The organism is Roseivirga sp. AWQ4_251 (assembly GCF_056158225.1).
Genome location: NZ_JBSWSW010000002.1, coordinates 1,408,156 through 1,432,312 on the forward strand (window position 1 = coordinate 1,408,156; position 24,157 = coordinate 1,432,312).

Annotated in this window: 22 protein-coding genes and 1 CRISPR repeat array; of the genes, 18 read left to right on the forward strand and 4 right to left on the reverse strand. The window is 40.4% G+C overall.

The genetic code is table 11. The annotated features are described in order from the left end of the window. The first annotated feature begins 51 nt into the window (after positions 1 to 51). On the forward strand, positions 52 to 219 hold the full coding sequence (locus tag ACXACJ_RS20170) for a hypothetical protein (protein WP_475136232.1): 168 nt from the start codon (positions 52 to 54) through the stop codon (positions 217 to 219). Between the two features lie 280 nt (positions 220 to 499). Here the strand turns inward: ACXACJ_RS20170 and ACXACJ_RS20175 are convergent, their stop codons facing one another. After that, entirely contained in the window at positions 500 to 1,021 is a 522-nt protein-coding gene (locus ACXACJ_RS20175; RefSeq protein WP_475136233.1) for a hypothetical protein, read from the reverse strand. Positions 1,022 to 1,227: 206 nt separating this feature from the next. Here ACXACJ_RS20175 and ACXACJ_RS20180 point away from each other — a divergent pair, with 206 nt between their 5' ends. After that, entirely contained in the window at positions 1,228 to 2,172 is a 945-nt protein-coding gene (locus tag ACXACJ_RS20180; protein WP_475136234.1) for a hypothetical protein, read from the forward strand. On the opposite strand, the gene ACXACJ_RS20185 is transcribed toward ACXACJ_RS20180, so the two are convergent. After that, entirely contained in the window at positions 2,169 to 2,744 is a 576-nt protein-coding gene (locus ACXACJ_RS20185; protein ID WP_475136235.1) for a hypothetical protein, read from the reverse strand. The genes ACXACJ_RS20180 and ACXACJ_RS20185 overlap by 4 nt on opposite strands. A gap of 380 nt (positions 2,745 to 3,124) precedes the next feature. Here ACXACJ_RS20185 and ACXACJ_RS20190 point away from each other — a divergent pair, with 380 nt between their 5' ends. The 3 genes from ACXACJ_RS20190 to ACXACJ_RS20200 all read left to right on the forward strand — a co-directional run bounded on the left by ACXACJ_RS20190 (position 3,125) and on the right by ACXACJ_RS20200 (position 4,074). Then, the gene (locus ACXACJ_RS20190; protein WP_475136236.1) at positions 3,125 to 3,376 is read left to right on the forward strand and encodes a helix-turn-helix domain-containing protein; all 252 of its coding nucleotides are present in this window, start codon (positions 3,125 to 3,127) and stop codon (positions 3,374 to 3,376) included. Between the two features lie 118 nt (positions 3,377 to 3,494). Continuing rightward, positions 3,495 to 3,785 carry a hypothetical protein gene (locus tag ACXACJ_RS20195; RefSeq protein WP_068215946.1) on the forward strand — a complete coding sequence of 97 codons (291 nt, stop codon included), beginning with the start codon at positions 3,495 to 3,497 and terminating at the stop codon, positions 3,783 to 3,785. Continuing rightward, on the forward strand, positions 3,769 to 4,074 hold the full coding sequence (locus tag ACXACJ_RS20200) for a type II toxin-antitoxin system RelE/ParE family toxin (protein WP_475136237.1): 306 nt from the start codon (positions 3,769 to 3,771) through the stop codon (positions 4,072 to 4,074). Before ACXACJ_RS20195 ends, ACXACJ_RS20200 begins: the two co-directional genes overlap by 17 nt. Before the next feature lie 27 nt (positions 4,075 to 4,101). On the opposite strand, the gene ACXACJ_RS20205 is transcribed toward ACXACJ_RS20200, so the two are convergent. Then, positions 4,102 to 4,974, reverse strand: coding sequence for a viperin family antiviral radical SAM protein (locus ACXACJ_RS20205; protein WP_475136238.1), 873 nt, complete (start codon positions 4,972 to 4,974; stop codon positions 4,102 to 4,104). 46 nt (positions 4,975 to 5,020) lie between these two features. Then, positions 5,021 to 7,147, reverse strand: a complete 2,127-nt coding sequence (locus ACXACJ_RS20210) for a hypothetical protein (protein WP_475136239.1) — start codon at positions 7,145 to 7,147, stop codon at positions 5,021 to 5,023. Positions 7,148 to 7,521: 374 nt separating this feature from the next. Here ACXACJ_RS20210 and ACXACJ_RS20215 point away from each other — a divergent pair, with 374 nt between their 5' ends. The 13 genes from ACXACJ_RS20215 to ACXACJ_RS20275 all read left to right on the forward strand — a co-directional run bounded on the left by ACXACJ_RS20215 (position 7,522) and on the right by ACXACJ_RS20275 (position 23,961). Next, positions 7,522 to 7,932 (forward strand): hypothetical protein, encoded by a 411-nt coding sequence (locus tag ACXACJ_RS20215; protein WP_475136240.1) that lies wholly within the window; start codon positions 7,522 to 7,524, stop codon positions 7,930 to 7,932. 188 nt (positions 7,933 to 8,120) lie between these two features. Then, entirely contained in the window at positions 8,121 to 8,549 is a 429-nt protein-coding gene (locus ACXACJ_RS20220; protein ID WP_475136241.1) for a single-stranded DNA-binding protein, read from the forward strand. Between the two features lie 56 nt (positions 8,550 to 8,605). Further along, a complete protein-coding gene (locus ACXACJ_RS20225; RefSeq protein WP_475136242.1) occupies positions 8,606 to 9,520 on the forward strand; it encodes an ArdC family protein in 915 nt (304 codons plus the stop codon). Continuing rightward, the gene (locus tag ACXACJ_RS20230) at positions 9,517 to 10,251 is read left to right on the forward strand and encodes an N-6 DNA methylase (protein ID WP_475136243.1); all 735 of its coding nucleotides are present in this window, start codon (positions 9,517 to 9,519) and stop codon (positions 10,249 to 10,251) included. The genes ACXACJ_RS20225 and ACXACJ_RS20230 overlap by 4 nt, the downstream gene beginning before the upstream one ends. Positions 10,252 to 10,275: 24 nt before the next feature. Beyond that, positions 10,276 to 10,443 (forward strand): hypothetical protein, encoded by a 168-nt coding sequence (locus ACXACJ_RS20235; RefSeq protein WP_475136244.1) that lies wholly within the window; start codon positions 10,276 to 10,278, stop codon positions 10,441 to 10,443. Positions 10,444 to 10,480: 37 nt separating this feature from the next. Further along, positions 10,481 to 10,900, forward strand: coding sequence for a JAB domain-containing protein (locus tag ACXACJ_RS20240; protein WP_475136245.1), 420 nt, complete (start codon positions 10,481 to 10,483; stop codon positions 10,898 to 10,900). Positions 10,901 to 11,326: 426 nt separating this feature from the next. Continuing rightward, the gene (locus ACXACJ_RS20245) at positions 11,327 to 11,554 is read left to right on the forward strand and encodes a hypothetical protein (protein ID WP_475136246.1); all 228 of its coding nucleotides are present in this window, start codon (positions 11,327 to 11,329) and stop codon (positions 11,552 to 11,554) included. 210 nt (positions 11,555 to 11,764) lie between these two features. After that, on the forward strand, positions 11,765 to 13,042 hold the full coding sequence (locus ACXACJ_RS20250; RefSeq protein WP_475136247.1) for a DUF6538 domain-containing protein: 1,278 nt from the start codon (positions 11,765 to 11,767) through the stop codon (positions 13,040 to 13,042). A gap of 492 nt (positions 13,043 to 13,534) precedes the next feature. After that, complete coding sequence (locus tag ACXACJ_RS20255) at positions 13,535 to 13,828, forward strand: hypothetical protein (RefSeq protein ID WP_475136248.1); 294 nt, start codon at positions 13,535 to 13,537, stop codon at positions 13,826 to 13,828. Positions 13,829 to 13,910: 82 nt separating this feature from the next. Next, a complete protein-coding gene (gene cas9 / locus ACXACJ_RS20260) occupies positions 13,911 to 18,209 on the forward strand; it encodes a type II CRISPR RNA-guided endonuclease Cas9 (protein ID WP_475136249.1) in 4,299 nt (1,432 codons plus the stop codon). Between the two features lie 66 nt (positions 18,210 to 18,275). Further along, complete coding sequence (gene cas1 / locus ACXACJ_RS20265) at positions 18,276 to 19,172, forward strand: type II CRISPR-associated endonuclease Cas1 (protein WP_475136250.1); 897 nt, start codon at positions 18,276 to 18,278, stop codon at positions 19,170 to 19,172. Between the two features lie 32 nt (positions 19,173 to 19,204). Beyond that, a complete protein-coding gene (gene cas2 / locus ACXACJ_RS20270) occupies positions 19,205 to 19,510 on the forward strand; it encodes a CRISPR-associated endonuclease Cas2 (RefSeq protein ID WP_475136251.1) in 306 nt (101 codons plus the stop codon). Positions 19,511 to 19,693: 183 nt separating this feature from the next. Next, positions 19,694 to 23,686: direct repeats of the CRISPR family, unit length 36 nt; unit sequence CCTGAGCTAAGATACATTTTGAAAGCCAATCACAAC. A gap of 62 nt (positions 23,687 to 23,748) precedes the next feature. After that, positions 23,749 to 23,961, forward strand: a complete 213-nt coding sequence (locus tag ACXACJ_RS20275; RefSeq protein ID WP_475136252.1) for a response regulator — start codon at positions 23,749 to 23,751, stop codon at positions 23,959 to 23,961. Positions 23,962 to 24,157: the final 196 nt, after the last annotated feature.

Sequence of the window (24,157 nt, forward strand, 5' to 3'; positions counted from 1 at the left end):
TTTAGCAAACTAATTATATTAGTGATTAACTAATTTATTTAGCTTTGCTCAATGAAGTTTCAGGAAGGCAAATTCTTAGCCAAGCTCAGATCACCGGATCATATCGATGAGAAGGAATTCTTTCTGAAGATCACACTTTCAACTCTGGAAAGCATTACGTTTATGTCGATGATGCAGGAAAGAAGGAAATCGATGAAAGCGTCCGGGATTGGCTTTTGAATGACGTTCACCTTATCAGGCCACTCCATGAAACACACCGACCTGAGTTCAGAAAGGTGCAGTTTGTTGTTAGAGCCGAAAGCGAATTTGGAACTCATCATGAATGGACGACTACAAGTTGGGAGAGGCTTGAACAGATATTAAGGAAGTTCCCAGGGCTTTTGAAAGCCTATGTTTATGATAGCAAAAGAAGGTCATGGCTGATGGAATTTGTGAGAAATGCCAGAGAATTAAGAAACCAGAATATTTTTGATAAGAAAGCTTCAAAATAGTCCCTCCTCTACTTACCTGCCACTATATTTTTAAAAGCTCCGATAATCCCTTTGATAATCACAGGATCGGCACTCTTTGTCTTTCCGCTCTTCCAGGCCTTCACCACATGAGGTTTGACATCAATTCCCGCTTCTTTGACCAAGTCTTCGGCCTTCACTCCAGTCCGCAGCTCTTCCCTTTTCAGCATGTTCAGAAACTCAATTGTAATTGGTTCATAGCCGTATGATGGTGGCTTATAAATAGCTTTTGGTTCTGCTTTCTGAAATTCTGAGCTTTTGGGCTTCGCTTCCTTTATCTTCTTATCTGGTGTGTCTAGCCATAGCACCAACGCCAGTCTGATATGGTCTTCTCTGGCCGTGTCGGCCTTCCCGTTCTGTCCAGTAATGCGATAAATAATGCCGGAGGTCAGCCCAAGCTCACGAGCCCCTTTATTACCTTTCAAAATCCTTTGCGGACCTATTCCCGTGCGCTTGATCTCAGAAAGGATATGGTCTCTAACAGCCTGATTTATCTGTATATATTCTGACATTTCTCTTCCTTAACCGAGAATTCTAATCATAAGGAAGTATAGCAGGATAATCCCAAATAATTCAAACCAACAACGCCACAGCAGATAGATAAAATTTTAGATAAATACCCTTAAAATTTAGCTAAAACTGGTTGACATAATTTACGCTGAATTCATCTTTTTCTGTCACAATTATCGTGTCATGGGGCAAATGAAGGGGAAATTCCGTGTCAGATGTAGAGATAAATAAAGTCCATAAACAGGCTGAACAATTGAGCAAGCAACAGTTTGACCTCACCGTCAACGGTCAGGCTGAAAACGCTGGTGTTCGCAAAGTAAATGCCGCAGATGGCAACTTGGATAATCAGCAGGACTCAAAAGAGAAGAAGAAAGATATGAGCTGGGAATTACTTCAGCTCATTCAGGATTTCAAAAATGATGTGGGCGACATGCTCGATCGTTTAAAAGAGATACGCGAAGAAATGGACAAGGTCGGAAACCGTATTAACAAGGGCAAAGCAGCCCTTGAGAGCGGCAGCATGGATGCCATTACCTTCCAACTGATGAGTGAGCACAACTACTCTCAGGAAAAGATTGATGGGATGAGTGACGATGAAAAGACTGAAGCCCTCGAAAATCACATTGAGGAAGACAAGCTTACATACGATCAGTTGAAAAATGAATATATCAAGGTTGACCAGGCTTTGCAGGACAAACTGAACAGTGCAACATTCCAAATGCTCTCTAAAGAAGATCAGGAACGCCTCAAAAGTGAATATGAAGCCGAAAGTCAGGCTGAGATTGTAAGGATTGATGCTAAGGCGGAGCATTTGGATGTAGAAAACGCCAAAGCTGATGCTAGAGAAGCGATGGGCTGGGATTCCACTGTGCTCAGTAAATCAACAGATATTGATAAGCTTAACGAGGGAAATATGCTTGAGGGAGAGTTTGATGACTTTTCAGCTTTTGATGAATTCTCTTCATCTTCGTTTGCCGATACGCTGGATGATGGAAATCAGTTTGCCGCCTCTGCCGGTAGCATTACACAATCTTTCAATCAGGCAGGTGGCCTGGGCACTGTGACCTCTAATGTAGATCTGACGGGTGAACTAAATCAGTCAGAGGACGCCACATTTAGCGGCCAATCCATGACAAAAGGTATGAAGCTTTAAAGATTATTTTCGAGATTGTTTGAGGCAACAACCTGATTGGATTTGTCTGAATCTGGAATGTGGTTTACCACGACAAGACCGTTTTTCTCAGCAAATAGCTTTGTGACGACAGGGATCAGCTTCACCATCTGAGTCGGGTGAAAGATACCATCCCCATCCTCATATTTTCCACCATTCTTATCATATGTACGACCATTGATGTAGATAGTACCGAATGTATGTCTATCTCCACCTTCTTCATCAAAGAAAACAGAAATGTCTGTTGGGTAGTCGGTGCGCTTTGTATCCTTGAACATAACTTGAAGCATACGGGCGTATTGCTCGGCTGTGTAACGATCATCTTTTTGCCCACCTGAAATGTAAATCACAAGGGCAGAATTCTTACCTGAATACCCACTGGCATCACCAGCACCACCTGCTTTGATCACAGGAGTGGCTGCAGGCTTTTCCGTTTTAACAGCATTGTTAAAGGCAATTACATTGCCGTTATCATTGCTCTGCGCCTTGGCGCTCAAGCTGAATACGAGGCCTAATGTGGCGATCCCTGCTGCTATCTTTTTGGTTGGATTCATGGTTTTTATCCTATTAATACATTTCATTTATATCACCTTTTGCACCCTTACTACAATCACTTCCTGCTAACTCTTTAAGATTTTAAGAATTCGCGTGTGTGCAATTGAGAGCCGGGAGGACTGTTTTTACAGCCTCCCTAATTTCATAGCTCGTATCAAACGTAGTTATAGCCCTTGCCACCACAGTCGGTGCAAGTTCTCATTCCTGGGCTGTTTGTGCTGATGACGCTTCCCGTACCAGAACACATGACACATTTCACTTTTTTCATGGCTTTGCGTTTATGTTTAACAATGGATTGCGACTTATATGACGCAATATAAACATAAATTCTGAACTACGTTTTATAAGACGCGGATTTTAAAGACGCTTTTAACCTCTTTTGACCCATTATATGAAGGAAGAGGAAACGATAGAAACCACATTAAAAGCCATAGGAGACCGGCTGAAGCAATTGCGTGAAGCGGGAGGCTTTGAGGGCGGCTATGTCGGTTTCGCAATCCATCATGTAAACATGCAACCCAAGCAATATTGGAAGTTGGAGGCAGGCACAGCCAACTTTACAATCAAAACCCTTCTTCGTGTCTTGGATGTCCATAAAATCACACTCGAAGACTTCTTTAAGAGCACATAATCTGTGTGCATCAAGCACAGAATATTTGAACCTATACAGAATATCTGTAGTTTTACTACAGTAATACTGTACTAATAGTACACTATTTGTGTATAATGAAAGAAGAAGGGAGTTATTTATGGCACGTATTGATTTGAGCGATCCTTATGAGCGTTATCTAAAAAGTCAGGTGGATGCCGGACTATTCAGGTCCATCACAGCAGCTGTAGAGCATGCTATTCTGAACCAGATGAAGGAAGAAGAAAAACTTCGTTTGTCGGGCATTCAGGCCGCTTTGGCTAAAGGTGAGGAAGACATTGCCAATGGCCGCACTTTTTCCTATTCACCCGGCCTTATTTCTGAAATCTCAAAAAAAGGCAAGGAAGCTGCCCTATCCGGAAAGTCCGTGAAGCGTGAAGTCAAAGGCTAAATTCAATCTGGAACTCTCCTATGAGGCCTATGACGATTTGATCGACATTCAGGCCTATACCTATTCGGAATTCGGTGAAGCCCAATGGAAGAAATATGAGGAACTACTGAACGGTGCTTTTGAGCTTCTTATCCAAAACCCCTACTCCGGCCATAAACGCAGAGATGTACCTGAACCATATCTTTCCTGGAATGTCGGGGAGCATGTGATGGTTTACCGTGTAGAAGAAGACATCATATATGTTGTGCGTGTCCTTCATGGTCGCATGAATTTCCTGTACAAGCTCTAGCCCTCCTCACACCATAGTAGGAATTTATTACCTTTTCCAATTATATAGCCCTCCCCGAGAAAGGAATTTTTGAAATTCATAGTTCATGGACTTTATAGCTTCTTTCGCTCCAATCTCGAGTATTGAATTTCCATAGTTGTGCGTTCCGAACATGTTATCAAAAAACCTTCCGGCAGGATCGACCATAACATAAGATCCTTTTATTTGATTGTTGCTCTCCACAATCAAGTCGGTGCTTTCTGCTAAATGTATGTGGTTCGAAACAAATAGATCAAAGTCCTCTTCAGAAATCTTAAAGCTGTCAAAATGGTTGTCATTCTGACCAACAATTGGAAGCACTTGTAAAACCTTCCATCGTTTAGGCTTAGAACACAGAATGAAATTACCCAGGTCCTCTTTAAAGTTAAGCTGGTTTACAACAGTATTTATCTTTAATCCATATCCGTATTCTTTTATTTTGCCGACAAGAGAAAAGTAATAATCTGAATCCAAAGGCTTATTTCCCGAAATTGCCCTACCCATGGAAATGTTCGTTTCAGGGTTTAGGCTATCAATGCTAATCGCAATCCAGTCCAAATGCCGATTATTTTCAAACAGGAACTGATCGTTTATCTGGCTGCCATTTGATACGATCATTGTGGTAAGCCCTTCTTGTTTGGCTGTCGCAATCAGTTCAGTGAGCCATGGACAAAGGGTTGGTTCGCCCCCTGCAAAAGTGATTTTCTCAAAACCAAATGCAGCAAGCTGACGAACAACTTGAATGGCTTGCTCTTTCGGCAAATGTCCTTTGGGTAAAATACTGTTCCGTACATCTTTAAAACCTGCGAAACAAAATTTGCATCTCATGTTGCATGGTTCCCAAAGATGGAAGTTCACTGATGGGATAATTGAATTTGTCATAATTGATGAATTTGATTTGTCTCTTGGACTTCATCCACAAGACCACTCAACAATCAATCCTCAACTCGATACTTTGATAATTCCATGCATTATCAAGTTCTTTCCATATGAGATTCTTAGAAATGCAGTCCATTATTTGAGAGGGGGAACAAGAGCCCGTTTCATCCCATAAATCCCATTCAATTTTATCATCACCATCCGTAAAATCTTGGTTATTTCTATTATGATTTTTTTGCATTGATAAATAGGTCTCTAACAAATCTCTCTTTCGGTTATTCAGAATTACGTCCAGTTCAACCAGCGTGGTTTTGTTGAAGCCTCTGAAAGTTTTTTGATCCGCCTCGTAGTAGTTGGTGACTATTATTGGTGATAGTATAATATCTGAAAATGAAAGATTATCGTCAATGGACAGTTCTTCTTTTATTGCTTTCCAATTTTCTTTAATAAAATCACACGACTTTACAAGTTGATATTCTGCTTTCCCTTCAAGGTCTCTTGCTTCAACTATTGAGGCATGGCTGTATTCATTAGTTCCTATACCGTGTTTTGCTTCAATAATGAATAGATGACCTTCTTTGTAAGCCAACAGATCAATATCTCCAGAAATGCCATTTAAAGACTTGAATTTATAGCCTTGCAGAGTTCTGAACGAGTGTTCCTGAAATAGACTTTCGATTTTTAGTTCAAAACTTTTTGAATATTGATTATTTGTTGGGGTTCCTTGACTCTCGTATTTTAATCGCGCAAAAAAGATTGTTTCCCATCTTCGGTCTTTCATGAATGCCCCTAACCAATATATTTTGTTCTTGAACCTTAGAAACGGTCTATGAAGCCAGTGTCTGGGATTTGTTTTTGTGCCTATATCGATAATGAGAAATGACATCAGTTTCTCAACTTCTTCGATTGGCCATATGAAATATTTACTGATCCCTTTAATCAGCTCGTTCTCTTCAAGAATTGAAATGGATTCGTTTGATCCGAAAAGTTCAATGAACATACCATTGGGCTGATTAGCAATTGAAAACAGTTGACCATTTATTATCTGACGTTCCGGGGGGCCTTTGAAGACTGAAAATTGTTTTAAGACTGTAAAGACCCTTTCCAGCTTGATTTCTACAATTTTTGACGGTATTCCGTAGTAATTCAGATATTTAACAGATTCATTTCCGTCAACTCTTTTCGCAAACATTGATTTGAGCGCATCCTTGTCGATTTTGAGTTTAAGATCGCTAATGAAGTGTTCTTCCGGTATGGATTTTAAATCATTGTATCTGAAGACATCAAACTCTCTGTTGGTTCGGAGAAAAGCCGGATTCAAAGATTTTGATTCAAATTCCGCAAATCCTGATAGATAAAGTTCTATAACTCTTTGATTGGAATTGAGCTTAACTAAATCATTGATAAGCTGCGAAATATGTTGAAAACGATCTTCCACTTCATATTTTCTGTTTGGTTCCAGGACCGGATGAGGCCTTTCGTTCCTGAAGAAGATAGATTGAATCTCCTGATTAGAATCAAATGAAGTTTCGGTGTCCAGAAAAAAGCCTCCAGTTATAATTTTGTTGATTTCGTCAATTAAGGCCATCTCAATTTTCGTTTGATAGGCCTTATTGTTGAGCGATTGAGGACTCCTTTTGACGGAATGATATTCTAGCGTAAAACCAAGGAACAGTTCGTCTATTGGATATTGCTTGAGGTAATTGTAAATGTTTCCCCTTTCCCTTGCTGTGAATTCCAGTGCTTTTTTAATGGTTTCAATTTCATTGTGGAAATTCTCAGTTTGCTCACTGAGCGATGAAAGGTCTCGCAATAAGTCATAGAAGTCCTTATGTTTAAATGCTTGCCATAACTTGAAACTGCGTTGGAATTCTTTTGGGTCAGATTCCAGCAGTTTCCTGTTCAAGCGATCATTGCAGAATTGGTTTTTTGAAAAATAGTCTTGAAGAAAAGAGATTTTGAGTTCACTTTTCAAGATTCCAGCTACTTCAAATAGCGGAAGGTCGGATTTCCAAAATTTGTGGCTTTTAAAAAGCTTTTTATTGCGTTTATAGAAAATTTTCAATTCATCTACAGAAAAGCTATTAGACTCAAATAACTTAAAGAGCTGATTGAATTGATCAGTTAATAAATGGCCGGAAATGACCGGTTCGAGAAGTTCTAATTTGTTCATCATGTCTAATCTTATTTATGTCTCAAGGACGGATTAGCCATGAGCTTTAAAGATAGAAAAACTAAATCATATTTCCTTCAAGAAGATGGTTTTTGCTAACGACCAGTTATGATGAGTGTGGATAAGAAAGCACTGATCTTTCGTCACACACTATCAATTGATTGTAGTAAGGGCTATCGCGTTGAAGAAGAAACCATTTACGTTGTGCGTGTCCTCCATGGCCGCATGAACTTCCTGTACAAGCTTTAATCCTCCTCACACCATAGTAGGAATTTATTCCTTTTTCTCCTTGACTCGCTCTTGGCAGTCTACTAATTACTTGTTCCTGACCTAGCAATAGGAATTTAATCCCATAACATTCAAGAAAGGAACAAAGCATGAACAATACACTGTACTATGGAGAAATGGTAGCCCGGATTTCAGGTTTTATACACCATGACCCGATCACACTCTCAAGGCTCGAAAACAAGCTGAGAATGAGCGGTGAAATGCCTGATAAAAACACCCTCTGGACAATTTGTGCCGATGCCGCCCAGGTGTTTGATAAAATCGAGGATCTTTCAGGTGAGCACTATATCGACTGGCACAAAGCACTCGATATCTATTCCGACAAATTGCGGGACGTTCTATTGAATGGAACAGTACCCAGCATGGCCGATCTTATCGCTTTGGCCTCCTCTTCCATTCAGGAAAGCAGAGCAGCCAAAGAAGACCCAAAGTCAAATTTCCTTGAAGAAGGCTATCCATTGAATGCTTTAGGGCGTTCCCCCTCGCGCGGGCAAGACTAATACGAGCTGTTCAAACCGTATCCCCGCTTTTCCGCACCCTTTGGGTTTGTGCAAAGCGGGTGATCCCCCTCGGTTTGTACAGGCCTTGTCCCTTGCTCACCCCCTGTTCGCCACATGGCAAGGGTTATGGCGACCCCATAACCCTTTTCCAAAGGGATTTTTAACCAACGACATAAAGGAGATAAAATATGTCAAACACTGAAACCAACGAAACACAACCAACTGAAAACCTTTTTGCTGATACCAATATCAGCATGAAGTCAGGCCATCTTGTAAAGGATGCCGAGTTGATCGGTGATGGAAAATTTGCCAAGTTCAGAATTGCCACAAACAAGGAGTTTTTGGACACCAAAGGCGAAGTTCAAAACATGGCTAACTATTTCAACATTATCGTCTCAAGCAATCTCAAAGATGCTTTTGCCATTGCCCAGAACCTCAAGAAAGGCGATTGGGTCTATATCAAAGGCGAAGACAGCTCACGATCCATCGACACGGTCGAAGGCTACAAAGATACAGCCGTCACCACATTCGCCTACAAAGTGGTTTTGAAGAAGGAAAAAACCGAGCAAGTGCCTGAAGAAGGTCAAGCCCCAGAAGCAAACCCCCAACCAGCCTAAACCCAAAAGGGAAAGTCATTTCAATGGCTTTCCCTCTTTTTTGATGGAGCCCATTCATGTCCTATGCAAAGAACAAAACAGATATTCACCAGCAAGTCACAGATCAGATCATAAGCCTGCTCGATCAGGTTGACTTGAACAATTACCAGCCGCCATTTGCCAGCCTTGCAGCCAAAGGCCTGCCGGTAAACCCAACCACTAGAAACCACTACCAAGGGATAAACATCCTAAACCTCTGGTTTAACCAGCAAGCCAAGCAGTTCAGTTCTAACCATTGGGCGAGCTTCAAGCAATGGGAGGACAAGGGCGCAAATGTCAAAAAAGGGGAGAAAGGCACACAGATCATTTTCTACAAAAGCCTGATCAGAACAGAAGAGAACAGCAAAGGTGAAACTGAGACCCATAAAATCCCGATGCTCAGGCTCTACACTGTTTTCAATGCCAATCAGGTCGAGAATTTTGAGCCCGAAACGACTCCAGTAGATATCCAGACAGATAATGTCGAGCGCATATCCCTGATTGATGAGTTTTGCAAAGGCACAGGGGCAGACATCCGCCACGGTGGGGACGAAGCATATTTCAGCCCTATGGAAGACTATATCCAGATGCCCGAAACACGGCTTTTTCTGGATAGCAAACAATCCACCGCCACAGAAAACTACTATTCCACGCTCCTCCACGAGCTGACCCATTGGACAGGAGCCAAGCATAGACTTGAGCGCGACTTGGCCCACAACCAAAAGGAGCGCGAGAAATATGCGTTTGAAGAGCTGGTTGCAGAACTTGGCGCAGCCTTCCTTTGTGCGCATCATGGCATTGCCCAGAGCCACCCGCCTAATCATGCCCTTTATATCAAGAGCTGGTTGAAAGCCTTGAAGGATGACAAAACCTTCATCTTCAAAGCATCTGCACAAGCAGCCAAAGCGGTTGATTATCTCGATCACCTGGTCATGGGAGAAACACAGCCATGACCGATTACTTTAATGAACTCACCAGGCAAATGAACCAACTGGGCAGAAGGCATGATTTAGCCCGTGTATTCAACGACCTTTTGACCATGGGGATTTGCTCATACCATTCCACCAATATCAAAAGCTGGTTGCTGGAAAAGGACGAAGTGAATGAACGCCTCTACCTTGAAACGATCAAGCCCTACAAAAAGGAAGAGATTGAAGAATTCAGCAAGGCTTTAGGGCTCATACAATTAAATGTCTATGAAAACCCCTATTCCGACATTCTAGGCGAATTCTTTATGCAGCAGATCACCAGAGGCCAGAACGGGCAGTATTTCACGCCCGAGCCTGTGTGCGACATGATGGCAAAAATGAACCTTGAAGGCATTGAGGGCGAAGGCAAAAGGATTCAAGACCCTGCCTGCGGATCTGGGCGCATGCTTTTGAGTGCGGCCAAGATTAACCACCGCAATTATTTCTACGGTGCAGACAATTCAAGCACCTGCGCAAAAATGGCAACCCTGAATTTCTTTCTTAACGGGCTAAAGGGTGAAGTCGCATGGATGAACTCTTTAAGCATGGAGTGGTTTGGAGGCTGGCATGTCAACATGGATGGGCTTGGCATCAAACCCATTGAAAAGGAGCAGTCCCAACTCTGGTATGAAGCCCCAAAAATCAAAACCCCTGAATTTCAAAAGCAAGTACAGGGCAAGACAACGGAGCCAGCCCACCAGCTCACACTTTTTTAATCCAACCAGAAAGGAACCAGACCCATGAAAACCTATATCACCAAGGCCGAAATGTCTACCTATTTACAGGTCAAAATCAAAGCCAATTCGGAAGAAGAAGCCTATCAAAAGGCAAAGGAACTATGCGGCAGCGAATTCACAGAAATTGAAGGAACTGGAAGCTGGGAGGTCTACAATGTCGAACAAGAGTAGAGGCGATGCCCAAAACAAGTTTGAAGAGGTCAGGCTTGTGTACCGCAATAGGACCAAGGCCTCGGAAAGGCCAAAAGTCACAAGTGCCGAAGCGGCATATGAAATACTGAGGGATTCATGGGACAGCGACCAGATTTCCCTTGTCGAAGAGGCCAAGGTCATGTTTCTGGACAACCAGATGAGGCTGATGTCCATATCAACGGTTTCGAAAGGAGGTATGACCGGCACAGTGATCGACCTTAGGATCGTATTTGCCACCGCTCTCAAAAGGCGGAGCTCTACCATTATCCTTGCCCATAACCATCCTTCGGGCCATTTAAGGCCCAGCAGTGCCGATATTTCCCTCACCAGGAAGTTTACTGAAGCGGGCAGGTTTTTGGACATTACAGTGGCCGACCATATCATCATTACCGATGAAGGCTATTACTCTATGGCAAATGAAGGACACATACCATAGTCAGGCCCCCTCTTGGCAATGGATGCCATCAGAATAATCTAACATCAGCCTGAGTTTATTCAGGCTCCCACCACCTGAAGTTGCCATGGAGATTTGTTCTCCATGGCAATTTTTTCGTCTAAGGGGCCAGATGTTATTGCTATTAACAACCCGGATAGTGAAGCTACAATTTGTAGAGTGATTGGTCTTGTTTCAAGTTCAAAATCCAAAGTTCATTGACCTCATAATGCACCCCTTGTTAGGAATAAAATCCCGCTTCGGTTTACTTACAGACATCACGTCAGAGGAGATCAATCCCCTTAGATCTGCTGACTATCTGCCAGAAAATCTCCTGCTAAAAAAAGAACAATCCATGAACAAAACCTTGACGAGAGCCTGAATAGTTAGGTATATTTTCCTATTATTAACATTTAGGAATTCGGAGAAATGACCAGTCCAGAATTTGAAGACCTGATAAAAGCAAGAAAAGAATGTGCAAGAATCATTGCCCAATTCGGGGAGAAGTACCTTCCGATCTTCGAACGTTTGGAAAATGAGATTGCCAAGCGGGAATATCAAAATCTTTTACTGGAGAAGGCCGTCCAAATTGGTACACAAAACGGTACACGTTTTGGTACACAAATCAAGAATGAATTTTCAAACGCCTCAAAGTAAGCTTTGTTTTTCAATTACTTAGTAAAACGACCGGAAGAGAGTGGTGATCGCGCAGGGATTCGTTTTTCGGCAAATTATTGCATTCCAGTTATTCCTTAAATGATTGATTTTAATAACTTTTTTGTTGCTCCTTGACATTGTTCCTTTTTTTGGAAATACTAAACTGGTACACAAAGCGGTACACATATTGGTACACAAAGGAGCTAAAGGGTGTCAAAAAACTATATCCAAAAAAGAGGAAAAAAATACATTTACAGAAGACGTGTTCCCTCGAACGTTGCTCATCTTGATAAACGAACGGAAGTTAAGCTGTCCCTCAAAACCGAAAACTATCAGGAAGCAGTGATCAGGTCCGCAATTTATGATCAGCAGATGGGAAGTTTTTGGGCTTCATTGGTAAGCTCTAATCAGTCACAAGATTTTAACAAACGGTACAAAGACGCGGTCAACCTGGCTAAGGCACATGGCTTTGCTTACAAAACCATCAATCAGGTGGCGGTATCTGAAATAACAGAAATTGTAGATCGCCTTAACTCAGGTGTTCCAATTAAACAAAAGGCAGAGTCACTTCTTGGCGGTGCTGGAGAGAATGATATCCTTCTGTCAAAGTCAATAGAACTGTATTGGGGGCTCGTGAATGATCGATTGTTCAATAAGTCTGAGCATCAAATCCGAAAGTGGAAGAACCCCAGAAAAGCGGCAATGAATGCCTTTATTGATGTAGTTGGTGATAAGCCACTTCAAGATGTAACCAGAACAGATATTCTTTCATTCAGGAAGTGGTGGAACCAACGCTTGGAGAATGGGCTCAGCTCGATTAGTGCCAATAAGCAGATGCGTTTCATTCGGGACGTTATGCAACTTGTGGCAATTGATAATCAAATCAACATTGATTATTACCCCATGTTCACAAAGATTAATTTTCGTAACAACAGCAAATCACGACCACCCTTTGAAGCATCGTTTGTTCAAAACACCTTGATCCCCAGCCTTTATGTATTCAATGACCGTGACCGCGCTGTGATTATGGCGATTGCCGACACAGGAGCAAGACTGTCAGAGATATTTGGTCTAAAGCCCCAAGACATTAAGCTTGACGAAGAAGTGCCTTTTATTTGGATCAGACCTAGACCGGGCTATGATCTTAAAACAATAACATCGGAGAGGAAAATCCCTCTAGTTGGCACAGCTTTGATCGCATTCCGAGAGTTCCCGAAAGGGTTTGAACACACGGGCAATCCAGATTCTTTTTCAGGCAATGTAAATAAAAGATTATCACATCATGATTTGCGCCCCACTCCTCATCATTCCATTTACTCCCTGAGGCACACGTTTAAAGACAGACTGAGAGATATTGAAGCCCCAGAGGAAATAATTGATGAGCTCATGGGGCACAAGAAGAGTGGTCCAAAGTATGGGAGAGGACATAAACTCGAAGCCAAACAAAAAATCTTGTTAAAGATGGCATATGACACCTCGAAGCTTTAGGTAATGCCAATATTAAATGGGAAGAGTTTAGTCACACATCAATAACAGGTTGCAAATAGGTGTTAAAAGTTGAGGAGTTTAGAAAGCGCTAAGGATTCAAGTAGTGCTTTTTATTCTTTTGTTTAAGTGTTCATATTTCTACCTCTTTTACTTTGATTCCTAACTTTATTGGGTGAAGTGGCCCTACTAACTGAATTGTTGAGTGGTTTTTACAAATGGGCAGAAATTATTATATTCAACCCCCTTATCATATGAGGACTACGAGATTCTTCTTTTTAAATTAATGTATGCCATTCAAAGATTCTATGAATCTTTAGTAGTTCAAGTCCTTAAAAGTAATATAAAAAAGCCCCGCAGATAGGCGAGGCACTAAATGTTTTCACAACGGAATAATCCTTATTGTGAATAGCTTTCAAAATGTATTTCTAAATAAGGATATTTTTTTGCCAGAAACAAATAGTTGATACAGTAGAAGGAAAAATTGTGTTTGAAATGAAAATTGAAACTTTAAAAAATTACTTAAGAGAGCCTGTCGTTGAAAAAATGAAAGCTATTCACAACATAGAATGTGAAACCTATTTGCCAAGGCATCTCACACTATTCTCCAGGCTACTCTTAAGCATAGGTGTTCCAGCGTTAAGAATCATTCTTATGAGACATGTCCCCCCATCATGGCATGTAGAAAAAACTACATGTGGCCATATACTTAGCACAAACACCTTTGCAAAGGTGGGAAAAGATTTTAACAAAACAAATAGGTTTTCATTCTATGAGTACACACTATGAGTACACACTACATAATTTGCTGTTTAAAATTTATCTCTAAATTCGCTATGGTTCATTTCTATTTCAAATAGAACCACACACTATGGAAAATAAAATTAAAAGAATCCTTGGACTTGACTTAGGTACAACGAGCATTGGCTGGGCCTACGTTTTAGAACATAAAGATAGAGAAAAATCTTCGATTCAAAAGCTTGGGGTAAGGGTAAATCCACTCACTACAGATGAGCAAACAAATTTTGAAAAAGGAAGGCCTGTTTCCGTCAATGCGGATAGAACTTTGAAAAGAGGTATGAGGAGAAACCTTGACCGCTATCAGTTGCGTAGGGAAAATCTCTTGGAAATACTCATAAGGGAAAAATGGATTACCCCAGAGACTCCTCTTACGGAAATAGGAAAGCATAGCACGTTCGAGACCTTGGAATTAAGAACAAAGGCAGTAACAGAAGCAATTACCAAAGAGCAGTTTGCACGAGTTCTGTTGAAAATCAACAAAAAGAGAGGGTACAAAAGCAGTCGAAAAGCAAAAAATGAAGATGAGGGGCATATCATAGATGGAATGGCTGTAGCGAAAAGACTATATGATGAAAACCTTACACCAGGCCAATTGGCCTACCAATTGCTTTTGTCAGGGAAAAAGGTACTGCCAGATTTTTATCGTTCCGATTTGCAGGCAGAGCTTGATAAAGTATGGCAGTATCAACGACAATTCTATCCAGAAATTCTTTCAGATGAATTTAAAAAATCACTGGAAGGTAAGGGACAAAAAGCCACTTCTGCCTCCTTTTGGAGAGCCTATAGCTTCAATACGTCTGAAAATAAAGGTACCAGAGAACAAAAGAAATTGCAGGCTTATAAATGGCGGGCTTTAGCTATTGCTCAGCAACTTGAAAAAGAAGAAGTGGCTTACGTCATAACCGAGATCAACAATGATTTAAATAAGTCAAGCGGTTATTTGGGGGCTATTAGCGACCGAAGTAAAGAACTATATTTTAACAAGCAAACTGTTGGACAATACCTGTTCAGTCAAATTCAAACCAGCCCACATGCAAAATTGAAGAATCAGGTTTTTTACAGACAAGACTACATGGATGAATTTGAGATATTGTGGGAAACACAATCCAAATTTCATCCGGAATTGAGCTTGACACTAAAAGATGAAATTCGTGATGTTGTAATCTTCTATCAGCGCAAGTTGAAATCCCAAAAAGGTTTGGTTAGCTTTTGTCAGTTTGAGAGCAAGGAAATCGAGCGTGAAGAAAACGGCAAGTTCAAGAAAAGAACTATCGGTCTAAAGGTTACACCAAAATCCTCTCCTCTATTTCAGGAATTCAAGATTTGGCAAGTGCTCGGTCACTTGAAACTTAAAAATAAGAATACTGAAGAAGTATTTTTCCCTGACTTAGAAGCCAGGCAGTTTCTTTTTAATGAACTGAATTTGAAAGGAAATATCTCAGCAGCAAAGTCTATGGAACTGTTAGGTTATAAGGCTAAGGATTGGGAAATGAATTATACCCAACTAGAGGGTAACCGAACACAAAAGGTGTTTTATGATGCATACTTAAAAATTCTGGAATTAGAGGGATATGATGTAAAGGAGCTTTTGGAGGTAACATTAGATAAAGATGAAGTAGCGCTAGAAGGTTTGACAGTATCTGCTCAAGCGATCAAATCCATGATCCGGGATGTCTTCTCGGTTTTGGGAATCGATATAAAAATACTAGACTTTGACCCTGAAATAGACGGAAAAGACTTCGAAAAACAATCCTCATATCAACTTTGGCACCTGCTGCATTCTGCCGAGGACGACAACAAAAAGTACACTGATGAAGAAATCATAACTTTCGGGCATAACGACATCCATCTCAAAAAGGTGTTGTGCCAAAAATTTGGCTTTAAGCCAGAACATTCCAAAATAATGGCAGCCATTAATTTGCCGGATGACTATGGCAATCTTTCTGCAAAGGCCATCCGCAAAATCTTCCCATTTATTAAGGAAATGGAGTTCGATAAAGCGGCAGCCCAAGCAGGCTATAACCATTCCAGCTCACTTACTAAAGATGAAAACGAGAAACGTCCTCTCCAGCCCAAGTTGGACGTATTGAAGAAAAACAGTCTTCGAAACCCTGTGGTGGAAAAAATATTGAATCAAATGGTCAATGTTGTAAATGCTTTGATCGACTCTGAGAACAATCTGTTAGAGAAAGACGGGAAGCCTAGGGATTTCCATTTCGATGAAATCCGAATCGAATTGGCCCGAGAGCTAAAAAAGAATGCCAAAGAAAGGGCCGAAATGACCAGTAACATTGAAGCTGCAAAAAGGCGTCACGAAAAAATAGCAAAAACCTTGAATGTTGAGTTCAACATTAAACATCCGACCAGAAACGATATAATTAAATACAAGCTATATGAAGAGCTAAAAAACAACGGCTATAAAGACCTTTATACCAATACATACATTCCAAGAGAAAAGCTTTTTACCAAAGAAATTGATATTGAACACATCATCCCCAGATCTAGGTTGTTCGATGATAGTTTTTCCAATAAGACCTTAACTTACAGGCGAGACAATTTGGACAAAGGAGATAAAACTGCATTTGACTACATTGAGAGCAAGTACGGCACCACCATTGAAGACTATACTAACCGTGTCGAAAACCTTTTTACATTGGGCAGAAGCAATTTTGAAGAAGGCATATCCAAGGCCAAATACAAAAAACTATTGATGCGAGAATCCGAAATCGGAGATGGCTTTATTGAAAGGGACATAAGGGAGACACAATATATCGCCAAAAAAGCGAAACAGATGTTGGAAGTCATTTGCCGAAGCGTTGTACCAACTTCCGGATTTATTACCGATAGACTGCGTAATGATTGGGATTTGATAAATGTTATGAAAGAGTTGAACCTTCCAAAGTACAGAGCTTTAGGTCTTACAGAAGTTCAAGAAAGGAAGGGTGGTAATGAGGTTGAACAAATCATTGACTGGACAAAGCGTAATGATCACCGACACCATGCCATGGATGCATTAACTGTTGCTTTCACTAAGAGAAGCCATATTCAGTATTTAAATTTCCTTAATGCACGTAAGAATGAAGACCATAAGAAGCATAACAACATTATGGCTATTCAATCAAAAGAAACTACTCAGATAGTAGATAAGGAGGGTAACAAAAAAAGACTTTTTGTAGAGCCCATTCCAAACTTCAGACAAGTTGCAAAAGAACATATCGAATCAATATTGATCTCCCATAAGGCAAAAAACAAAGTAACCACCAAGAACAAAAACATCATAAATACCAAAAATGGTGAGAAGACCAAAATTGAATTAACCCCCCGGGGCCAACTCCATAAGGAGACCATTTATGGTAAATACCATTATTATGTACAGAAAGAAGAAAAAGTAGGTGTAAAATTTGATCAGGAGACTGTTCAGAAAGTAGCCAGCCTAAAGTATAGAGATGCATTGCTCAAAAAACTCAATGAAAACGGAGGAGACCCCAAGAAAGCCTTTGCAGGTAAAAATTCTTTGGCAAAAAGACCTCTTCGTTTGAATGAAACAGAAATAGTTCCTGAAAAAGTAAAATTGGTTTGGCTTGAGGAAGACTTTAGCATTAGAAAAGAGGTAACTCCTGAGAATTTCCCTAATGAGAAAAGCATTAAGAAGGTAATAGATGAAGGGACAAAGCTTGTTCTATTGAACAGATTGGAGGAGCATATAGGAAATGCAAAGTCAGCATTTACTGACTTGGATAGAAACCCTATATGGTTGAATAAAGAAAAAGGTATTCAAATCAAGCGAGTGAAAATTCGGGGCGTTAATAATGCCGAGCCGCTTCATTTCAAGAAAGACCATTTAGGCAACGATTTATTCGATAATGGAGGAAATAAGATTCCAGTAGATTTTGTGCAAACAGGCAGCAATCATCATGTGGCAATCTATGAGGATGAAAAAGGTAATTTACAGGAGAGAGTAATGTCATTCTATGAAGCAGTAGCCAGAAAGGGCGCCAATCTTCCAATTATTGACAAAGAGCTCAACTCGCACCTTGGGTGGAAATTTCTTTTTACGATGAAGCAAAATGAGATGTTTATTTTTCCAAGTGAAAAGACTGGTTTTGACCCTAGTGAAATCGACTTACTTGACCCTCAAAATGCAAGAACTATTGGACCAAACTTATTTAGGGTACAGAAAATATCTACTAAAAATTACCTTTTTACCCATCATTTGGAAACCAAGGCAATAAATGGGGACATACTAAAACAGTTTAAAGAACTATCCGGGGTTACTTATCATTCGATTAGAACTCCAGGTAACTTGGTTGGAATAATTAAGGTTCGCTTAAACCATTTGGGTCAAATAGTGAAGGTTGGTGAATATTAATTTTTAATTGAGAATGACCTTTGAGGGTGAACGGAGTAACACCGGCAATTGAATAAAAATTTGCCCATGATCAAAAGAACTCTTCATTTCGGAAAGCCTGCTTACCTCAGCGCTAAACAGCAACAACTTATTGTCAAATACCCCGATTCAAATGAAGAACGTAAGGTGCCCATTGAAGATATTGGTTTGTTGGTGCTAGAAAACCATCAGATCACTTTGAGCCATTACCTGATCCACCTTTTATTGGGAAACAATGTGGCCATTATTACTTGCGATGCCCAGCATTTGCCACAAGGCATGATGTTCAACCTGAACGGACATCATACTCAGCAGAGGCATTTTTCAGTACAGGTAGAAGCAAGCCAAGCTTTGCGCGACAGACTTTGGAAACAGACCATTCAGGCCAAAATCAATAACCAGGCAGCGATATTGGTCCAAAATGATATTGCTACAGATAACATGAAACGTTGGGCAAGCAAGGTGAAGAACGGAGACCCCGATAATTTTGAGGCCAGGGCTGCTGCTTATTATTGGAAGTGCATTTTTACCGATTTGATTACTGATTTTAAACGGGGAAGGTTCGAAGGAGAGCCGAACAATCTGCTGAATTATGGTTATGCTATTTTAAGGGCTACAGTGGCCAGGGCACTGGTGGCTTCTGGCTTGTTGCCTACTTTGGGTTATCATCATAGCAATCAATACAATGCCTATTGTTTGGCCGATGATGTAATGGAACCTTATCGGCCATTTGTGGATGAACTGGTATTGGAGTTGGTAAGGTCTAGCGATGATTATCACACCTTGACCACAGAACTGAAGCAAAAGCTGTTGCAAATTCCTGTGCTGGATGTGACCATCAATGGTCAACAAAGTCCATTGATGCTGGCCGTGCAACAGACCACCGCCAGCGTTTATCAGTGCTATGCACGAGAAAAAAGGAACATCAAGTTTCCTAAGCTTTGAGCAGTGTCGATAGATTTAATCAGTACAGGGTCATGTGGGTAATGGTATTTTTTGATTTGCCCACAGAAACGAAAAAGGACACCAAGAACTATAGAAAATTTGTGGAGGTGTTGGAAAAGGATGGCTTTAGCCGTTTTCAGTTTTCCATTTTTCTACGCCATTGCCCAAGTATGGAAAATGCTAAAGTGCATATTAGGCGGATAAAAAGTAATCTCCCTCCAAAGGGCCATGTAGGCATTATCCATATTACGGATAAGCAATTCGGGATGATGGAGGTCTTTATTTCGGCCAAAAGAGAATTGATTCCGCAGCCTGTTCAGCAGTTGGAGCTGTTTTAGACTGTCATATTTTCAATTGTCATCTTTATTTATAAGTCAACCCTTTAAGGGTTCCGAACCCTCACCTTTTAGAGGTCTGAACAATGGTGGTCATAATAAATAAGCAAAACCTCTAACGATTAAAAAATCATTAGAGGTTTTAAGGCGTAAATCATTAATATATAACGATTTACGCTGAGGTGTCCTGAGCTAAGATACATTTTGAAAGCCAATCACAACAGCTACATAACTACAAAACATAATGGCATGCCTGAGCTAAGATACATTTTGAAAGCCAATCACAACTACCCACAAGTGAATTGGTTATGGGTGAAACCTGAGCTAAGATACATTTTGAAAGCCAATCACAACTCTGTCTTTTCCTTCAAAGATCAAAGAGACCCTGAGCTAAGATACATTTTGAAAGCCAATCACAACAAGATTTCTCGTTAAAAGTCACGCTAACTTCCTGAGCTAAGATACATTTTGAAAGCCAATCACAACTGGACATTCAACTTCTTTCCCACGGATGAACCTGAGCTAAGATACATTTTGAAAGCCAATCACAACTAAGACTAGATGGTTAATGGGGCGAGCTAACCTGAGCTAAGATACATTTTGAAAGCCAATCACAACACTCAGAGTTCTTTAAACCAGAAAGAGAAGCCTGAGCTAAGATACATTTTGAAAGCCAATCACAACAAGGCTGCTATTACTGAATTGAAAGCGGCTCCTGAGCTAAGATACATTTTGAAAGCCAATCACAACAGGGGACGACCCTTTGTTACAGTGGGTATACCTGAGCTAAGATACATTTTGAAAGCCAATCACAACTGAATATATTGAAAAAGTAGGAGAGGTAGGCCTGAGCTAAGATACATTTTGAAAGCCAATCACAACGTCATTATCTCTAGCCGTATTTCGGCCAAACCTGAGCTAAGATACATTTTGAAAGCCAATCACAACCGTGAATGAGCAGCTTTTAAAGGTGGTGGGCCTGAGCTAAGATACATTTTGAAAGCCAATCACAACTGAAAAACAAAAATTTCGACCAAAACAATACCTGAGCTAAGATACATTTTGAAAGCCAATCACAACGAATGCACTTACTACTAAAGCGTGTAGCCTCCTGAGCTAAGATACATTTTGAAAGCCAATCACAACAAGCATCTTTTTATCAAACTCCTTTTGATCCCTGAGCTAAGATACATTTTGAAAGCCAATCACAACATGGTGCATCATAGAATTGAAAGCCTCTTACCTGAGCTAAGATACATTTTGAAAGCCAATCACAACAAGCTACTAAGCCAACATCTGAAGGCACTACCTGAGCTAAGATACATTTTGAAAGCCAATCACAACGCTCCCGATAAAATTTTCCCAATAGGTAAACCTGAGCTAAGATACATTTTGAAAGCCAATCACAACCGGCTTCAGATCCTGGAGTTGAGAAAATCACCTGAGCTAAGATACATTTTGAAAGCCAATCACAACCCTATGACCATGCGGTTTCTAATAGCTTTGCCTGAGCTAAGATACATTTTGAAAGCCAATCACAACTTCAATCACTACCTGCTTAGGAAGTGCCTTCCTGAGCTAAGATACATTTTGAAAGCCAATCACAACCTTAACAGGGTTACAGATTCAAAAAAACTACCTGAGCTAAGATACATTTTGAAAGCCAATCACAACCGCGTAAGCGTTATTCTGAAATTGATTGACCCTGAGCTAAGATACATTTTGAAAGCCAATCACAACTACACCATTATTGAAGACGTTAAACACTTCCCTGAGCTAAGATACATTTTGAAAGCCAATCACAACTTGGGGTATCTCTCCCTTACCTGCTGCTTTCCTGAGCTAAGATACATTTTGAAAGCCAATCACAACCGGCTTCAGATCCTGGAGTCGAGAAAATCACCTGAGCTAAGATACATTTTGAAAGCCAATCACAACCCTATGACCATGCGGTTTCTAATAGCTTTGCCTGAGCTAAGATACATTTTGAAAGCCAATCACAACTTCAATCACTACCTGCTTAGGAAGTGCCTTCCTGAGCTAAGATACATTTTGAAAGCCAATCACAACCTTAACAGGGTTACAGATTCAAAAAAACTACCTGAGCTAAGATACATTTTGAAAGCCAATCACAACTACACCATTATTGAAGACGTTAAACACTTCCCTGAGCTAAGATACATTTTGAAAGCCAATCACAACTTGGGGTATCTCTCCCTTACCTGCTGCTTTCCTGAGCTAAGATACATTTTGAAAGCCAATCACAACAATAGCCATTATCAACAGGCCAATAGCCACCCTGAGCTAAGATACATTTTGAAAGCCAATCACAACCGTGGTTTATTGGATCTGTGATGCGGACAACCTGAGCTAAGATACATTTTGAAAGCCAATCACAACTAGTGATCGAACAGGAACAGTTTGAGCAGACCTGAGCTAAGATACATTTTGAAAGCCAATCACAACTAGCTATATCATTTTTCATAATCTTGATCTCCTGAGCTAAGATACATTTTGAAAGCCAATCACAACAGACTTTTATTTTTCTGTTAACTTAGTATACCTGAGCTAAGATACATTTTGAAAGCCAATCACAACTAGTGATGGAACAGGAACAGTTTGAGCAGACCTGAGCTAAGATACATTTTGAAAGCCAATCACAACAATGCTCTCAACCTTTACAAAAGGAATACCCCTGAGCTAAGATACATTTTGAAAGCCAATCACAACCAGCTGATCCAAAAGCGTGTCCCTCTGCAGCCTGAGCTAAGATACATTTTGAAAGCCAATCACAACTATTTGTTGTTGCGTATAGAACATGGTTACCCTGAGCTAAGATACATTTTGAAAGCCAATCACAACCATTGGATACATCATTATTCTATTATCTGCCTGAGCTAAGATACATTTTGAAAGCCAATCACAACTGGTATTTCAAATTGTACATCTGCTTACCTCCTGAGCTAAGATACATTTTGAAAGCCAATCACAACTTAGTAGTCTGTTGTTTAGTATTTCTCTTGCCTGAGCTAAGATACATTTTGAAAGCCAATCACAACTACACAAAAGTCTTAATGTTGGCAGAAAGTCCTGAGCTAAGATACATTTTGAAAGCCAATCACAACACTGCAGACAACAGAAAAGCAATCGAAACGCCTGAGCTAAGATACATTTTGAAAGCCAATCACAACATGGCTCCGAGTTCTCAGAAAAATGAGACACCTGAGCTAAGATACATTTTGAAAGCCAATCACAACCCCTAGAGAAGACCTTCTTCGGATGTATGCCTGAGCTAAGATACATTTTGAAAGCCAATCACAACCAGCAAGATAACCCTCATTCAATCGGTTGGCCTGAGCTAAGATACATTTTGAAAGCCAATCACAACGCTCCCGATAAAATTTTCCCAATAGGTAAACCTGAGCTAAGATACATTTTGAAAGCCAATCACAACGATGTCATTGTAGTAGTCTAAGTCTGTCTTCCTGAGCTAAGATACATTTTGAAAGCCAATCACAACATGGCGATGTGTACAAGAACTTGATCAATCCCTGAGCTAAGATACATTTTGAAAGCCAATCACAACGGTATTGATAACACGGGCAAGTTTAACGACCCTGAGCTAAGATACATTTTGAAAGCCAATCACAACAATGAAGATTGGGACTTAGGAATCTTCCATCCTGAGCTAAGATACATTTTGAAAGCCAATCACAACTTCTAACAATGTATTACCCTCTACGTGCTACCTGAGCTAAGATACATTTTGAAAGCCAATCACAACACGGAACCAGGTAATTGCTCCAAAATCTTGCCTGAGCTAAGATACATTTTGAAAGCCAATCACAACCCTGAAGGTGTGATGGTAATTATCCCATCGCCTGAGCTAAGATACATTTTGAAAGCCAATCACAACGCTTTGTTTGGAGGCTGAGGGGATTATCAACCTGAGCTAAGATACATTTTGAAAGCCAATCACAACTAATTGTTTGGCCATCTTCCCAAACCACGCCTGAGCTAAGATACATTTTGAAAGCCAATCACAACAGCCAGCTACTCTTTAGGCTGCTAAAGACGCCTGAGCTAAGATACATTTTGAAAGCCAATCACAACCGGCAAAATAGACCTTCTACTTAATTACCTCCTGAGCTAAGATACATTTTGAAAGCCAATCACAACGGAATTGGAAACCGAAATTAAGGAATTGATCCTAAGCCATATATTATTTTTTAGACATTATTATGCCCGTAATAGACGGCTGGGAGTTTCTGGATGAATACGATAAGCTGGTAGATGTAAGGAAGGCCGGTGTGATGGTGGTAATGTTGAGTACATCCATGAACTCTGAAGATATGCTAAGAGCTGAGTCTCATTCTGCCATTTCAGATTTTCATTCCAAGCCTCTGGAAGAAAGTGCATTTATGAAGGTTTTGGATTCTTATTTTTCTGAATAATTCTTTCTCTTCAAATTAGAGGGTATACCGATTATTTCCTCAAAAACCTTACGGATATTTTTACGCTCTTGGGTTATGCATTTAGGCTTTTTGATCTAGGGCTTAGACGTTCTAATGAGCGCCAGCCTTTTTTTAAAGTATCGAATTTTTGGAGGTGGTTTAATTGATATCAAGAGTATATTCAGGGGTTTTGAAA

Coding starts and splice junctions, on each gene's coding strand:
- ACXACJ_RS20185 (WP_475136235.1), bottom strand. CDS start 2,744: ATGAATCCAACCAAAAAGATAGCAGCAGGGATCGCCACATTAGGCCTC.
- ACXACJ_RS20215 (WP_475136240.1), top strand. CDS start 7,522: ATGAACAATACACTGTACTATGGAGAAATGGTAGCCCGGATTTCAGGT.
- cas2 (WP_475136251.1), top strand. CDS start 19,205: ATGTGGGTAATGGTATTTTTTGATTTGCCCACAGAAACGAAAAAGGAC.
- ACXACJ_RS20170 (WP_475136232.1), top strand. CDS start 52: ATGAAGTTTCAGGAAGGCAAATTCTTAGCCAAGCTCAGATCACCGGAT.
- ACXACJ_RS20275 (WP_475136252.1), top strand. CDS start 23,749: ATGCCCGTAATAGACGGCTGGGAGTTTCTGGATGAATACGATAAGCTG.
- ACXACJ_RS20220 (WP_475136241.1), top strand. CDS start 8,121: ATGTCAAACACTGAAACCAACGAAACACAACCAACTGAAAACCTTTTT.
- ACXACJ_RS20230 (WP_475136243.1), top strand. CDS start 9,517: ATGACCGATTACTTTAATGAACTCACCAGGCAAATGAACCAACTGGGC.
- cas9 (WP_475136249.1), top strand. CDS start 13,911: ATGGAAAATAAAATTAAAAGAATCCTTGGACTTGACTTAGGTACAACG.
- ACXACJ_RS20210 (WP_475136239.1), bottom strand. CDS start 7,147: ATGATGAACAAATTAGAACTTCTCGAACCGGTCATTTCCGGCCATTTA.
- cas1 (WP_475136250.1), top strand. CDS start 18,276: ATGATCAAAAGAACTCTTCATTTCGGAAAGCCTGCTTACCTCAGCGCT.
- ACXACJ_RS20255 (WP_475136248.1), top strand. CDS start 13,535: ATGAAAATTGAAACTTTAAAAAATTACTTAAGAGAGCCTGTCGTTGAA.
- ACXACJ_RS20175 (WP_475136233.1), bottom strand. CDS start 1,021: ATGTCAGAATATATACAGATAAATCAGGCTGTTAGAGACCATATCCTT.
- ACXACJ_RS20205 (WP_475136238.1), bottom strand. CDS start 4,974: ATGACAAATTCAATTATCCCATCAGTGAACTTCCATCTTTGGGAACCA.
- ACXACJ_RS20245 (WP_475136246.1), top strand. CDS start 11,327: ATGACCAGTCCAGAATTTGAAGACCTGATAAAAGCAAGAAAAGAATGT.
- ACXACJ_RS20195 (WP_068215946.1), top strand. CDS start 3,495: ATGGCACGTATTGATTTGAGCGATCCTTATGAGCGTTATCTAAAAAGT.
- ACXACJ_RS20235 (WP_475136244.1), top strand. CDS start 10,276: ATGAAAACCTATATCACCAAGGCCGAAATGTCTACCTATTTACAGGTC.
- ACXACJ_RS20225 (WP_475136242.1), top strand. CDS start 8,606: ATGTCCTATGCAAAGAACAAAACAGATATTCACCAGCAAGTCACAGAT.